The sequence below is a fragment of the Microvirga terrae genome (assembly GCF_013307435.2).
GTDB classification, from domain to species: domain Bacteria; phylum Pseudomonadota; class Alphaproteobacteria; order Rhizobiales; family Beijerinckiaceae; genus Microvirga; species Microvirga terrae.
This window is the reverse complement of record NZ_CP102845.1, coordinates 2,918,692-2,933,330: the sequence shown is the minus strand read 5'-3', so window position 1 is coordinate 2,933,330 and position 14,639 is coordinate 2,918,692. Positions and strand designations below refer to the sequence as shown.

The following is a 14,639-nucleotide window of genomic DNA, read 5'->3' as shown; positions in this document are numbered from 1 at the left end:
TTGCTGTCCGCATAGCTAGGACGAGGTACCGACATTAGAAGTCCGTCCCCGTCCATGGCAAGGGTTGGGTCGGAGGAGGGTGTGGAGCAACGACGGCTTCTTGACTTACCGGTACGTTGGAACATTCTTGAGCGACCGTACCCGATCAGCGGCGGTTGGAACCCGCCTCCACCCCGTCTCGACCGGAATTCATTCAATCGAAACCTTTCGCGGCAAGGCTCCGGCGTCCCGGCCACCCCGGTCTCCGCGAGAGGCTCGCCCGATCATTCCGGCGTCAGGTAGAAGAAGCAACGATCGATGAACAATCTGACGTCAGGACCGGCACTCTTCATTCAGCCGCATTACGACGATGTTCCCCTGTCCTGCGGCGGAACCGTCGCTCTTCTGGCCGATCGAGGGCACGAGCCGCGCATGGTGACCGTCTTCGCCGGCGAGCTCGTCGACGAAATGGTCGGCCCGTTCGCCGCCTGGAAGCACGAACGCTGGAAGGTGACGGACGCCGAGCAGGTGCTGGCCGTCCGGCGTGCCGAGGATGCCGATGCCGCCCGCACCCTCGGGGCGCCGGTTCGCTGGCTCGGCATGCCGGACGCCATCTATCGCGGCGATCGCTACAAGTCCGATCACGAGCTGTTCGGCCCGCTGATCGGCGAGGAGCTGGAGTTGGCGATCCATCTGGCCGAAGAGATCCGCCACCTGCCGGAATGGCGTGAGGGGACCCGTGTCTTCGTTCCGCTCGGCGTCGGGTCCCATGTCGACCACCAGCTCGTGTTCGAGGCGGGCCGCCGCCTGGCCGCACAGGGGGCTCAGGTTTTCGCCTACGAGGATTGTCCCTATGCCATCCATAGTCCGGCCGGGGTCGCGGCGCGCCTTGCCGCGCTCGGTGGCGCCGTCGGCGAGCCCGTCCTCGTGCCGATCGGCGACGCCCTCGAGAAGCGTCTCGACGCCATCGCCTGCTACCGATCGCAGGTGCCGGTGATCTTCCGATTCACGGCGGATTTCCGGCGCGCCGTTGCGGAGTTCGCCATCAGGACCGGCGGCGCTTCGGGTCCGGCCGAGCGGTTCTGGCCCGTTCGTCCGCCTGGTTCCCGATGATGGTCGGCGACGTCGAGCACCTGGATCGGGCCGTGGCGTTCCTGCGCGTCCAGGGGCGCCTGGATGCCGCCGCGGCGCCGGACCTCCGGGCTCGCCTGGACGGGGCGATCGCCGATGGGACGACGCAGATCCTCATCGATCTCGCGGACGTGCCGTTCATCGACAGCACCGGCCTCGGCGTTCTGGTGTCCGGCCTCAAGGCCGTCCGCCGGGCCGACGGCGATCTGCGCCTCATCGCTCCCGGTCCCCAGGTGCGCAGGCTCCTGCGCCTGACGACCCTTGACCGGGTGTTCACAATTCTGGAGACCGCCTAAACGCCCGTCGGCAGCGACCCTTCGGTAATGGCCGCCTCGTACTCGGGATCCGGCTGCCAGTACGCCGCCCGAATCACCGGGAGCATGGACAGGGCGTTGCTCAAGCCCCAGAGGGTATTGGCGATCATCGCCCCGAGCGTGTAGCCGTCGCGGCCCGTACCGTAGGAGAACCATCCCCAGATCAGCCCTGCCATGGTGACGATCACGAGACCGATCTGCCATCGGACGAGCCGGCCATAGGTGCCCACCTGGCGGTCCTTGGGCGTCACCGGGAACGAGATCTTCTGGCCTCTCATCACGGCCCAGAGAGCCTGGAGGTTGAGCGGGAACATGGCGAGGTACCAGGCCCGGCCCTTGGCGTTCGAATTTCCCCACATCGCGACGAGCTGCGACAGCTCGTTGAGCAGCAGGAACGGCGCGATGTGCAGGAAGAAGTCGAGCGAGTAGCCGGACACCGGAGCGATGCCCGAGAAGAGGAACACGATGGGCGAGACCAGGAAGATGACGTTCCAGATCGGCGACAGGTACGAATAGAAGGTGGATCCGTACATGAGCTTCTGCGGCAACGTCAGCCCGCGGCGGACCAGCGGGTTGTCGTGGGCCAGGATGTCGAGGGTGCCGCCCGCGTACTTGAAGCGCTGGATGGTCCAGCTGAGGAGGTCGTTCGGGGACAGCATCTTGGACTGGACGACCGGATGGAGGACGGATCTCCATCCGCGCTCCCGGTCGCTGTGGAGCACGATGGAGGTGTAGATGTCCTCCGACACGTGGAACTTGTAGGGCTGGAACTCCTCGTCGAGGGCGCTCTGCCAGCGCATGGCATCGCTGATCGAATCCATGATCGCGGCCTCGCCGGTGAGCTCGCGGGCGGCCTTCTCGTTGCGGCCCGCAGCGGCCGCCACATGATCCGACCATTGCCGCAGCGCCGCCTCCATGACGGCCTCGCGCCGGTGGATCGATCCGGCGCCGCAGCAGAAGCTCGCATTCGCCCAGTTCCGCCGGCGCTGGATGACGTCGAAAAAGAGCTGGGGGTCGTTGGCGAACGGATCCTCGCCGACCTGAACCGCGCCGAAGATCCGCTCGATGCCGCGTCCGATGCCGCGGCCGAAGGCGCCGAGGCGCCGTTCGAGCACCGCCGGCAGGGGCACGCCCGGCGGAATGTCGTAGAACCAGTGGGGGGTCTGGACCCACGCCACCTTGGGATCGCGGAAATAGCCGAGCGTCTCCTCGAGAAAAGTCGGGAAGGGGTGCATGTCGGCATCGCAGATCAGGATGAAATCGCCCGACGTGGCCGACATGGCGTTGCGCAGGTTCCCGGCCTTGAAGCCGACATTGTCGGAGCGGGTGATGTAGTTGACCCCTTCCTCCCGGGCGACGGCCTCCATGGCGGGCCGCTTGCCGTCGTCCAGCACGTGGATCCGGAGGTCGATGGGGTAGGGATAGGTGAGCTTCTTGGATTGCTGCAGGCCCACCCGGACCAGTTCGGGATCCTCGCTGTAGGTGGCCACGAAAACGTCGACCGAGACGGGGCGGTCCGGCATGTCGGGATCGTCGGAGCAGTCGCGGGCCGTCACGGGAAGCGCACCGCGGACCGGCGACTTCGCCGACCAGAGATTGACCGTGAAGAAGACGAGTCCGACGAAGGATCCGGTCTCGGCGATCAGCAGCGGGATCGAGAACCAGAGGGCGTCGTAGTTGATCGACTTCAACCAGCGCCACCCCAGATACCACATGCCGAACACGAGGCTCGCCGTGCAGAGGAACTGCCAGATCGTTTCGTGCAGGGGAGAATAGGGCAGCGGTGTCCAGGGCTTCTGAGTTTGGAAACGCGAGGCGGGGCGGGACAAGAACGGCAACTCCCAGGAAGGATCGACGGGAAAGATCGAGGCAATAACCTCTGGCCAAGGAAGGAAGTTAGGCTATTTCTGAGGAAAGAAACCCATGCAGGTGGCGCAAGTCCACGAAAGGTGATCTTTACCTGCTATAAGGCCAAATTCCAGATACTGATCCGCCCGACCTTAGTTCACGATTCGAGATTCCGAGACGATGTTTCTACGCAGGCTTGCTCTTCATGTGTGTTTCGCAAGCCTGTTGATCCTGTGCGGGGCAGGTCTCGGCCCGTCGCAGGCCTGGGCCCAGTCGGCCGACGAGACGGTGGAGCAGGCCCGCCAAGCGGCCGGCGCCAACGACAACCGCGAGGCCGCGCGTCTCTTCGAACAGGCCATCCTCCTGGCCCCTGAGCGCCGCCGCGAGCTGCTCCTCGAATATGCCGACCAGGTGACCTATTCCGGCCGTCCGGCCGAGGCCATACCTCTTTACCGGGAGTTTCTCGCCGATCCCGGCCTCGAGGCCAGCATCCAGCAGCGCGCCGAGCGGGGGCTCGCTTTCGCCCTCTTGTGGGGCAGCCGGTTCCAGGAAGCGGTCACCGCCTGGGAGGCGCGCCTGCGCGCCGATCCGGCCAGCGACGAGGCTCGAAAGGCCCTGTCCGACGCTCTCGTGGGCGCTGCCCGGCAGGCGGCGGAGCGCAACGAGAACGCCAATGCCGTCCCGCTCTTCGCCCGGGCCATCGAAACGGCTCCCCAGCGGCGCCAGGAGCTGCTGCCGGAATGGGCCGACCAGACCGCCTACGCGGGCCAGCCGGCTCAGGCCGTTCCTCTCTACCGGGAAGCCCTGCGCGATGGCGGCCGCCCGGCGGATCAGCAGCGGCGCCTCAGGCGCGGTCTTGCCTACGCGCTGCTCTGGAGCGGTCAGTTCCCGGCTGCGCTGGGTGCCCTGGAGGAGGCTCTTCGCGAGGCGCCGGATGACGCGCAGCTCCGCCAGGGACTGGCCGATGCCCGCGCCGGTGTGAGCCGTCCGGCGGCGCCGACTGCCCGAACTGCGCCGGCCGCACCCGCGACGCCGACCGCACCGGCGGCCTCTCCGGCCGATGCGGCGATTGCCTCGGCCCGCGAGGCTGCGGGCCGAGGGGCGAACAAGGAGGCCGCGTCGCTCTTCGAGCGCGCGATCGCGCTCGATCCCTCGAAGCGCAGCCAGATCGGACGGGAATATGCGGACCAGCTCGCCTATTCGGGTGAGCCGGGCCGGGCGGTTCCGGTCTATCGCGACGTTCTGGCCCGTCGGGATCTCGCCCCGGCCGACCGCCGGCAGGTTGATCGGTCGCTGGCCTTCGCCCTGCTGTGGAGCAGCCAGTTCCCGCAAGCCATCGAGGCATGGGGTGCGATCCTGAGAGCGGATCGGGAGGACGCGGAGGCCCGCAAGGCCCTCTCGGACGCCTATGTTGGGGCCGCCCGTCAATCCGCCCAGAAAACGCGAAATGCCGATGCTGCCACGTTCTTCCGGCAGGCTATCGAAGCCGCCCCGCAGCGGCGTCAGGAACTGCTGCCTGAATACGCCGACCAGGTCGCCTATTCGGGCGATCCTGCGCGCGCGGTGCCGCTGTATCGGGAAGCTCTTCGCGACGGGCAGCGCCCGGAGGTCGAGCGCCGGCGAGTCCGGCGCGGGCTGGCCTTCGCCTTGCTCTGGAGCAGCCAGTTCCGGGAAGCGATCTCCGCGTGGCAGAGCATCGTGCGGGAGGATCCGCGTGACGCCGAGGCTCGCAAAGCCTTTTCCGACGCGCTCGTCGGCGCGGGCCGCCAGGCCGCGGGTCAGGCGCGCAGCGCCGAGGCGGTCAATCTGTTCGAGCGCGCCCTGACGGTGATGCCGAGCCGCCGCCGCGAGCTGCTGCGGGAATATGCCGAGCAGGTCCTCTATGCCGGCCAGCCCCTCCGGGCCGTCCCGCTGTTCCAGGAGATCCTGGAGCGGCCCGACCTCACGGCCAAGGAGAAGCGCGACGCGCAGCTCGGGCTTGCCCGCGCGCTCGCCTGGAGCAGCCAGCAGAAACTCGCCATTCCCGTCTTCAGCGAGATCATCGCGTCCGATCCCCGTGACGTGGAAGCCCTGATCGGGCGGGGCAACGCGCTCAACGACATCACCCGCCACCAGGCCGCCCTGGTCGATTTCGAAGCGGCTCTCGCCCTGCAGCCGCGCAACGTGGAGGCGATCCGCGGCGCGGCGACAGCCGAACGATCAATGGGGCTTCCGCGCGCCGCGCTCGCCCGGCTGGAGCCGCTCCTGGCGGGCGGCGACCGCAACCCGGCGACCCTCTTCATCGCCGCCCAGGCGCGCAACGAGATGGGCCGCCCGGATCTGTCCGAGACCTATGCGCGGGCCGTGCTCGCCGTGAAGCCGGGGGACGAGGGTGCTCAGCGCCTGCTCGATCAGCTCTACCTCGAGCGCCGTCCCCTGACCCAGATCGAAACCTGGTATGCAAGGCGCTCCGACGATCTGGCGATCTGGTCCCTGCAGGCCTCGCACGAGCTGACCTTCAATGCCGGCCTGACCAAGTTCGCCCCGCAGACCCGCTTCATGCGTTACAGGGGCGCGGATTTCCCCAGCGTCGACATGTACAGCCTCGGCCTCGCCGGCCGCCACCGGTTCAACGATTATCTGGAATTCAAGACCTCGTTCTTCCTGAACCTGGAGGAGGAGGTTCCGAGCCGGGTCAGCCCGAACGACGAGCAGGACGTGACCTTCACCCACGAGACGACCCTGAGCCTGATTCCCTCCGATCTCCTGCGGTTCGATCTCGATCTGGGGCGGCGCTACGCGGACGAGAACACGCGCTCCATCGTGAACGACATCCTGGCGAATGATTTCGGGTTCTCGGTGGATCTCACGCCTGACAACGCCACCCGGCTCAGCGCGCAGGCAATCTACAGCCAGTACTCGGACGGCAACGAGCGCGTCTGGGGCCAGTTCGAGGCGGCGAAGCGGTTTACGGCCAATCCCTATTTCTGGCTCGGCGCCCGCTACACGGGTTTCGAGTTCAAGGAGGTTCTCGACAACGGATACTGGAACCCGAAGCGCTACCAGTCGCTCGAAGCGACCCTTCAGTTCTTCGGCCCCCTGGCGGACAAGTGGTGGTTCGACATCCAGGCGGCCGCAGGATACGGGTTCAGCGAACCAGGCGAAGCGGGTTTCGTCGCCTATACGTCGGCACGCCTGAACTACGACTTCGCCCCGCAGGCATCCTTCGCCCTTTATACCAATTACCTCATCTCTTATGCCCGCTCGTCCGAGGACGACGGCATCTTCAACCCGGAAGAGGACGACGAGCCGTTCAGCCGCTGGTCCGTCGGCGGTCAGTTGCGCGTGCGGTGGTGACTCGCGGCGCGAAGGTGAGGGTTCCGGCAACGTTTCACCAGGCAACGAAGGCTTGCCGGCGCTCCTTGTCTTGATAAGCGGGGAGGGCATCCGGCGAGGTCTCGCGTTGCGCGGACTAGCCTTGGATTGAAGGCGAAGTTCGGCGGAAGGATCAGGCCGGTGTCCGACGGCCATGGGTCGTGCGTTCCTGCGGCTGACCAAGCCCGTCTTTCTCATCGCCGTTGGCGCGATCCTTAGCCGAATGCCTTGCAACGAAACGGAGGCGGGCGAGAGCCCCGCCCGCCTCCCCAATTCATGACTGGCCTCGTCAGACGCCCACTTGCGGAACTTTCTCCGCCATAGGCCTGCTGACGCGATTGCGCGCCGCGCTCCACAGCCGCGACCGTCCACCGCTCAAATGATCGAAGACCGACGGGGCGACCGCGTTGAGCACCCATGCGGCGACGATGGTCAGGGCGACTGAGAGAATCGAGCTTCCGAAGAAGTTGATCAGCAACGTAAAGTCGCTGTGATCGGGAAACATACGGACGAACCAGGCCTTCATGAACTGATTGAGAGGCCAATGAAGCGCATGCAGGAAGAACGCGATCGCCGCGACCTTTCCGATCATTCGACCCACGTAGGTCGAGACCAGCAGAGGTGCTACGCCCCACAATGCGACGACTCCCAGCAACCGCAGCCCGTCGCTCCAGAGGTTGAGCAAGGCCTCGCGCGCCGGCAGATCATCAGGCACGAAAAGCGGAGCGAGCGTCCGTATGCCGACGAGGACCAGCAATGCCACCAGGGCGATGATCCCGGCTCGCGGAGTGACCATCGTTGCAACCGGCCAGTTGAGGAGCCGCGCCATCGCGCCGATGTAGAAGAAGAAGAGAACATCAGGGCGATGGAAAACGTGCCACGCGTTGAAGTTCAAAAGCCATACCACGCACAGAACTGTGAACCCGGTCCAGGGAGCACGCCTGATGACGAAGGCCAGAATCGGTGAGCACAGGACGGTCAGGAACAGATCCCTCAGAAACCAGAACTGGAAGTTCGCAGGATTCTGAGTCAAGCCGATGAGCGCGTTGATGATGTCCTGCCATCTCAGATGAAAGACGTCATAAGCGAGAATCTTCCCGTAGTTCGGATAGATCGTGAGCACGGTCGCGGCCACTACCAGGGAGATCACGTTCCAGGACATCATGGGGAGGAGCACGGAGCGGGTCCGGCTGCGATAGCGCTTCAGATAGAAGGCCGCCGAGTGATCGACCTCCCGGAAGAACAGATATCCCGAGATCGCGCTCAACAGGGGCACCGAACTCAGAAAGAGGAAATAGAAGTACGAGTTCGTGAACGTCGCGACCGGATGATCGGTTGGGACCAGTCCTTCCCATGGATTGTGGTCATATCCGGGGAATCGACCGTAGTGCAGGAACACAAGTCCGAACACGAGCAGGAATCTCAATATGTCGATTTGCTCGCGTAGGTTTTCGTCCGGGCTCTTCATGTCTGATCCTCCACGATCCATTGCGCGCCGCGATCAAGACATTATGTCATCGACAGCGGCGATTGAGGACGGACCCTTTGCGGCGAACCCTTCACACTACCGTGAATACTCGTCACGTGAACAACGATCCACCGCCGCAGCCGATTTTCACGGCAGGCGGATCTCGACTCGACATGGCAGATCTGGTTCGGCGCACGCGGAACTACCCGGCAAGGGTCGTTCGCCAACACAACGCTCAGGATGTTAGATCCCGCTTTCCGGTGTCACAACCCGCAGGAAAGGGACAGAAGTGGTAGTGCCGTCATGACAAGGCGCCGACGTAAGATTTCGTCGGTAACTCGCCTGGGTTACGGCACGCCCGATCGTCGAGCGGATTGCTTCCATGGCACGCCGTGCGCGGCGCCTCGACTCAAATGATCATGAAATCCTTGTGAGTGAGCTTGAGGTTTTTGCCGAGCTTTGCGAACTCGACGGCGGCCTTGCTGCCCGATCCGTCGGCGTCGTAGGAGAGAATGCCGGTCTTCTTGTCGTAGAGCAGGTAGTCGTTCCGGTCGTCGGCCTTGCCGATCTCGAAATAGGCCTTGTTCAGCCGGCCGGGGCTGAGCTCCGAGCCCTTGCCCAGCTTCCTGAACACCGCGTTGTCGAGCCAGATCGTGTCGTCCTTCACGTTGAAGTCGGCAATCGTGTCGAACGCCACCTTGCGGTCCGTCCTGGACGTGCCGAGCCGCGTGTCGAACACGAAGATGTCGCCGCCGCCGCCGCCGTGCAGCCAGTCGTTGCCGGCCCCGCCAGAGAGCCAATCCTGCCCGCCCTCGCCCGAGAGCCGGTCGCGCCCGGCCTCGCCGGAGAGCCGGTCGTTGCCCTCGCCGCCGAACAGCCAGTCGTCGCCGCCCGCCGTCAGGATGGTGTCGTGGCCGCCCAGGCCCGACACCAGGTCGTTGCCCTGGCCGGTATGCGCATTGGAGCCGCGGCCCAGGGCGATGGTCTCGCTGCGCTCGTCGCCCGTGAGGGTGAGCCCGCCCGACCAGGGCAGGGCGGCACGCTCGTCGGACAGGACGACCTTGACCGTGTCGGCATACTGGCCGCGGCTGCCGTAATCGGCGAAGTACAGGTAGTGCTGGGCAGGGCTGCCGGCGCCGGTCGGCACGGGGCTGTTGAGCAGGAGGCTCACCTGCCCGGCCTCGCCCAGCGACAGGGTTCCCTTGCTGCCGTTGGCGTCCCCATCGGCCAGGCCGAGGGTGGCGATGGCCGGGTCATAGACGTTGCCGGGCACGGTGCCGAACAGGTGCGAGCTGTCCCACGGCCCCAGATCACCCAGAACCCACTGCGCGAGGTAGCCCGGATGGTAGACCACACTGGCGTCGAAGCCGCTGCCTCCGGCAAAGTATTTCAAGAACTCTTTCGCGGTGGGGTAATTGACGTCGGAGATCGCCACGAAGTCGATGTCGGCCCCCGATGATCCGCCGGTGCCGCCGGACCGGACGCCGTCATCGACCAGCGAGATGGCCTGAAGGGTGCTGAAGGGAAGCTGGCTCAGATCGACCCGGTAGATGCTTCGGCTGCCGTCAAAGCCGATTAACTCCGCTGACGCGACAATACTTGTCATTGAGAAGTTCCTCCCGCGATGTTCTGACAACATTGCGCCTCAATTAGTCGTCGCGACATACCTACGGCGGCGTACCACCGTGGCTCTCCGGGCTATTCCTGCTGAGAAATCGGATTGCCCTCATGCCCGGTGTCGCGTCAAAGAACGTCCTTCTCGGTCGCGGTTGATTTTAGGCATCCTCAAGCTCGCATCGGCTCGGGACGGAAGCTGGCCGACATAGGCGGATGCTGTGGCGGAACAGCGCCGAAGCTCGGCGGGCAGGCGGATGCGTAATCCGCGGCACCTCGCCGATACAATTCAGGTCTATGGTCATGCCAGCGAGCCAACATGTCCCATGCTTGGCTTCCTCTGGCGGCCTCGCCCACCGGTTTGCGAGCTCGATCGACAGGGCCTGCAGATAGTGGATTGCACCTTCAAGGCCAGGATTAAACTCGGCGATGCCGCGCCCGATTTCCCGCGCTCGTACTTCCGGGAAACAGCAATCGCGCCCCCTCCCCAGAATGAGCAAAAGTAAATGGTTTGGTACTCCCTAAGAGAGCCGCCATCACTACTCATAGATGTATCTTTTCGGGGCTGCGTTCATTAGTCTGAATAAGATCCCAGACAGTAGGGCGCAAGGAAAATCGCGGCCGAAATTACTGATGGTATTTCAGGCGTAGAGAATTTGGTGCCGTTTCTCGCGTTGGCTTCGCCTGCTGTGCTGGTTGAATATCGGTCTATCCGGAGGAGACGAGGCATGAAGGCAGTCATTCAATCAGGTGGCAGAGGAACCCGTCTTCGACCCTATACGTCAGTCCTGCCAAAGCCGCTCATGCCGATCGGCGCGCGCCCGGTACTCGAGCTGTTGCTCCATTGGCTTCGCCGCAGCGGCATCGAAGAAATCTACATCACCACGGGATACCTCGGACATCTGATCCGGAGCTTCTGCGGGAACGGAGAGCAGTGGGGCATCAACATCATCTACACGCAGGAGATCGAGCCGCTTGGAACCGTCGGCGCGCTGTCTCTGCTGCGCGAGAAGCTCGACACCACGTTCCTGGTGCTGAATGGCGACATCCTGACGGATCTCAACCTGAGCGCGTTCACCGGCAGCCACCGGAGGCACGGTGGCCCTCTGACGATCGCGACAACGGCCAGACCCACCAAGCTGGATTTCGGCGTGATTGACGAAGTTGGCGACGTGGTCGTGCAATTCAGAGAGAAGCCGACGCTCGTGAATCACGTGAGCATGGGGATCTACTGCATGGAACCGGATGTACTTCCGTTCATACCGAACGGCACGCCCTTCGGCTTCGACGATCTCGTGCTCTGCATGATGCAGAAGAACGTTCCGGTCCATACGTTCCGACATAGCGGTCTCTGGCTCGATATCGGACGGGTCGATGATTTCCATAAAGCTCAGGAAATCGACTGGGATGGCCAGGTACCGTCACACCAGGCTGCCGCCATCTAGGCCAGAACGAACCAGATCCTCCGCCACGACAACTCAGCGATCAGGAAGACAAACATGCTGCTTGTAGCAGAGCCTATCCTTGGACCCGAAGAAAAAGCGGCGCTGACGGATGTCATAGACAGCGGCTGGATCACCATGGGAGAACGAGTTCAGCTGTTCGAACGGGCATTCGCCGACATCCATCGAACGGAGGACTCGGTTGCGGTGAGCTCCTGTACCGCCGGCCTTCATCTGATCATGCTGGCTCTCGGGCTGGGGGAGGGTGACGAGGTTCTGGTTCCAGGGCTGACGTTCGTCGCGACGGCGAATTGTGTCCTCTACGTGGGAGCGACGCCGGTTTTCGTCGACATCGAGTCCGACCATGTTCCGCTCATGTCGCTGGAGGACGCGGAAGCGAAGTGCACCTCGAGAACGAAGGCGGTGGTTCTTGTGCACTATGCCGGATACCTGCCGGATCGTGAGAAGTGGCGGGAATTCGCCGAAAGGCGCGGCCTCATGCTGATCGAGGATGCTGCCCATGCGACCGGTCTGCCCGAGGCCGGAACCTACGGAGTTGCCGCAGCCTTCAGCTTCTACGGCAACAAGAACATGACGACGGCGGAAGGCGGCGCCGTTGTCACGGGAGACGATGCACTGCGTGCACGGATCCGGCAACTGCGCGGTCATGGGCTGACGAGCGGCACGTTCCAGCGCGTGTCCAACCCGACGCTTACCTACGACGTAACGATGCTGGGCTATAACTACCGTATGGACGAGCTGAGAGCTGCTCTAGGACTGGTTCAGCTCCGCCACCTTGACGTGTGGAACGCCCGAAGGAAGGGGCTCACCGCATTGTATCGAAAGATGCTCGGCGAGTACGCTCCGGACGTCGTGGTTCCCTTCGACGACGAGCGTAGCTCGGCCTACCATATCATGCCTGTCGTCTTGCCCGATAAGACGAACAGACAGGACGTCATCCTAGGCCTCAGGCAGGACGGAATCCAGACCACGATCCATTATCCGCCAGTCCATCATCTGGCGATCTACAAGGAACGCTATCCGTCAGTCAGGCTTCCGAAAACGGAAGATTACACGAGGCGTGAACTCACACTTCCGCTCCATCCGAGGCTTGAGGAGGCGCATGTCGAAAGGATCGTCCAATCACTGGCGGACTCCGTTCGCCGCTAGGTGAGGGCGTCGGCTGCCCCCAACAGTCCAGGTGGTCTTTCCGAAATCCGCAAAGGAGCTGAACTTGTGAGGCGCCTTCTCGACATCGTCATATCGTTATCGGCTCTGGTGATCCTCAGTCCGGTAATCATTCTCGTCACGCTTGCCATAGCTCTCGAGACAGGACGTCCGATCCTGTTCTCGCAAATGCGGATCGGGCACAACGGGCGTCCGTTTCGCATGTACAAGTTCCGCAAGTTCCGCTGCGACTGCGGCCCGGATGGATCTCCTCTGACGCTGGAGAACGACGATCGTTCGACAAAGGTCGGCAAGATCCTGATGGCGACGAAGCTCGACGAAGTTCCGCAATTCCTGAATGTTCTCAGAGGAGATATGGCAATCGTCGGTCCGAGGCCGGAATCCTTCGCCTTCGCTGACTGCTTCTCAGGACCGTACATGGAAGTGCTGAAGTACAAGCCAGGCATCGTAGGTCCGACACAGATCGCCTTCAGGAACGAGAGCGATCTCTATACCGGACACCCGGATCCAGGAGCGTTCTACCGTGCGGTTCTCTTCCCGATGAAAGCTGACATGGACCTGCAGTACTATAGCAGGCGCACTCTGACGACTGACATCGCCTGCATGTTCAAAGCTGCAATCGCCGTTCTCAGACGCGCCTCGTCGATTGTTCTCTCTTCATCCGAGGTCAAGAGCCGGATGGAGTTCCATGCCGCCAATATCGCGCACAAATCCTTGGAAACAGTTACGCCTGAGAGGAGCAACCTGTGAGCTATAAGAATGTAAAGGTCCTTGTTACAGGCGCAGATGGCTTCATCGGATCCCACTTGACCGAAGCGCTCGTGGAGCAGGGCGCAAAGGTCACCGCTCTCAGTCAGTACAACTCCTTCGACAGCCATGGATGGCTGGATGACCTTTCGGAGAGCACCAGGGCAAAGTTGAAGATCATTCGGGGCGACATTCGGGATCCTGCGCTGGTTCACCGCATCGTCAAAGGCCAAGATGTCGTCTTTCATCTGGCTGCGCTGATTGCGATCCCGCAATCCTATGTCATGCCGCAAGCGTATGTCGAGACCAACGTCATCGGCACCTTGAATGTTCTCGAGGCGGCCAGGGAATGGAACACGCAACGGGTCGTGCAGACTTCGACAAGTGAGGTCTACGGCACGGTCCTCGATTCATCGATCACAGAAAGTCATCCCCTTCAAGGTCAATCGCCGTACTCGGCTTCGAAGATCGGCGCGGATATGATGGCCGAGGCATTCGCAAGGTCGTTCGATCTCCCGGTGGTAATCCTTCGTCCGTTCAACACGTTCGGCCCGCGGCAGAGCGAACGTGCGATCATCCCGACGCTCATCCGGCAAGCTCTCGATCCAAATTGTCCGGCCATTCTCGTGGGCGACACGAGCCCTGTCCGTGATCTGACCTTCGTGAAGGACACCGCCGCAGCCTTCATGGCAGTCGGTCAGGCGCCGCAGGTCGAGTACGGTCGAGCTTACAATGCCGGGAGTGGCCGAGCTGTCGCCGTTTCGGACCTGATATCGCTCATCGTCGATACAACGCGATGCTCCAAGCCCGTGGTCGAGGATTCTCAGAGGTTCCGGCCCGCAGCCTCTGAGGTCCGCGCTCTGCTCGCCGACAGCTCTCGTCTGGAACAGCTGACGGGATGGCGCCCTCGGACGGCCCTCGAGGATGGATTGGAGCAGACGATCGGCTGGTGGAGGGAGCGACTCGACAGCGGCCGTGTCCGGCGCGAACTCAGTTTCATCACCTAGCATGGGATGCTGGGACGAGCGGTGGGCTTGCTGCGTCCGTGACAGACGTGGCAACCAGTCTCAAGCCATCCCGCCGTCAGCCGCAGGCACCTTGCGTTCAACTTCCGTGCTGAAGCCAGTGCGAGTTGGACCGCTTCGCTCAGCAGAGCACTGGCAGCCCTCGACTGCGTTGTCAGGGCCGGACTGAAGCGCGACCTTCAGCGGCTGACATCGGTGGCGGGACCAACGGCAGGTGCAGCAGGAACGTGAGCGCACCAAGTGGACTGCCTACCTCCAAATCGTAGAACTGACCCGCCGGTATGATAAACCAAATCGCCCATGCGGAGGAGCGTTACAAATGAGAAGTTTAACGCTGAGAGGGCGGCCGGGCAACGCCATTGATGGTCCGAAACGCCGATAATCGAACGGTTTAGCGCGAGAGAACGTCGTTGGCAGAAGAACAGCTTAGCATTCGCACGAGGCTCATGAAGAGAAATTCTCTCCCGAGCATCCCTCGTCCGAGGTAGGTACGAGACACTCGCACCTCATGTTCGACGGCCTATGATAC

General features: G+C 63.1%; 10 protein-coding genes. 7 read left to right on the top strand and 3 right to left on the bottom strand.

Going from position 1 to position 14,639, the window contains the following annotated elements:
- The first annotated feature begins 297 nt into the window (after positions 1-297).
- Positions 298-1,092: a PIG-L deacetylase family protein gene (locus HPT29_RS13805; RefSeq protein ID WP_173946852.1), complete on the top strand. Its 795-nt coding sequence runs from the start codon at positions 298-300 to the stop codon at positions 1,090-1,092.
- On the top strand, positions 1,089-1,406 hold the full coding sequence (locus HPT29_RS13800; protein ID WP_259059997.1) for an STAS domain-containing protein: 318 nt from the start codon (positions 1,089-1,091) through the stop codon (positions 1,404-1,406). The genes HPT29_RS13805 and HPT29_RS13800 overlap by 4 nt, the downstream gene beginning before the upstream one ends.
- Here the strand turns inward: HPT29_RS13800 and HPT29_RS13795 are convergent.
- A complete protein-coding gene (locus HPT29_RS13795) occupies positions 1,403-3,253 on the bottom strand; it encodes a glycosyltransferase (protein ID WP_173946850.1) in 1,851 nt (616 codons plus the stop codon). The two genes, HPT29_RS13800 and HPT29_RS13795, sit on opposite strands and share 4 nt — an antisense overlap.
- Before the next feature lie 199 nt (positions 3,254-3,452).
- Here HPT29_RS13795 and HPT29_RS13790 point away from each other — a divergent pair, with 199 nt between their 5' ends.
- The gene (locus HPT29_RS13790; protein WP_173946849.1) at positions 3,453-6,608 is read left to right on the top strand and encodes a tetratricopeptide repeat protein; all 3,156 of its coding nucleotides are present in this window, start codon (positions 3,453-3,455) and stop codon (positions 6,606-6,608) included.
- A gap of 307 nt (positions 6,609-6,915) precedes the next feature.
- Here the strand turns inward: HPT29_RS13790 and HPT29_RS13785 are convergent, their stop codons facing one another.
- Together HPT29_RS13785 and HPT29_RS28635 are read right to left on the bottom strand one after the other, a co-directional pair.
- On the bottom strand, positions 6,916-8,094 hold the full coding sequence (locus tag HPT29_RS13785) for an acyltransferase family protein (protein ID WP_173946848.1): 1,179 nt from the start codon (positions 8,092-8,094) through the stop codon (positions 6,916-6,918).
- A 409-nt stretch (positions 8,095-8,503) separates the two neighbouring features.
- Positions 8,504-9,700: a calcium-binding protein gene (locus tag HPT29_RS28635; RefSeq protein ID WP_285892589.1), complete on the bottom strand. Its 1,197-nt coding sequence runs from the start codon at positions 9,698-9,700 to the stop codon at positions 8,504-8,506.
- Between the two features lie 736 nt (positions 9,701-10,436).
- On the opposite strand from HPT29_RS28635, the gene HPT29_RS13770 reads away from it, so the two are divergent.
- The 4 genes from HPT29_RS13770 (at position 10,437) to HPT29_RS13755 (ending at position 14,092) form a co-directional block, all read left to right on the top strand.
- On the top strand, positions 10,437-11,153 hold the full coding sequence (locus HPT29_RS13770; protein WP_173945285.1) for a nucleotidyltransferase family protein: 717 nt from the start codon (positions 10,437-10,439) through the stop codon (positions 11,151-11,153).
- Positions 11,154-11,207: 54 nt separating this feature from the next.
- Complete coding sequence (locus tag HPT29_RS13765; protein ID WP_173945283.1) at positions 11,208-12,320, top strand: DegT/DnrJ/EryC1/StrS family aminotransferase; 1,113 nt, start codon at positions 11,208-11,210, stop codon at positions 12,318-12,320.
- 66 nt (positions 12,321-12,386) lie between these two features.
- Positions 12,387-13,088 carry a sugar transferase gene (locus tag HPT29_RS13760; protein WP_259059996.1) on the top strand — a complete coding sequence of 234 codons (702 nt, stop codon included), beginning with the start codon at positions 12,387-12,389 and terminating at the stop codon, positions 13,086-13,088.
- Positions 13,085-14,092: an SDR family NAD(P)-dependent oxidoreductase gene (locus HPT29_RS13755; RefSeq protein ID WP_173945282.1), complete on the top strand. Its 1,008-nt coding sequence runs from the start codon at positions 13,085-13,087 to the stop codon at positions 14,090-14,092. Before HPT29_RS13760 ends, HPT29_RS13755 begins: the two co-directional genes overlap by 4 nt.
- Positions 14,093-14,639 lie beyond the last annotated feature (547 nt).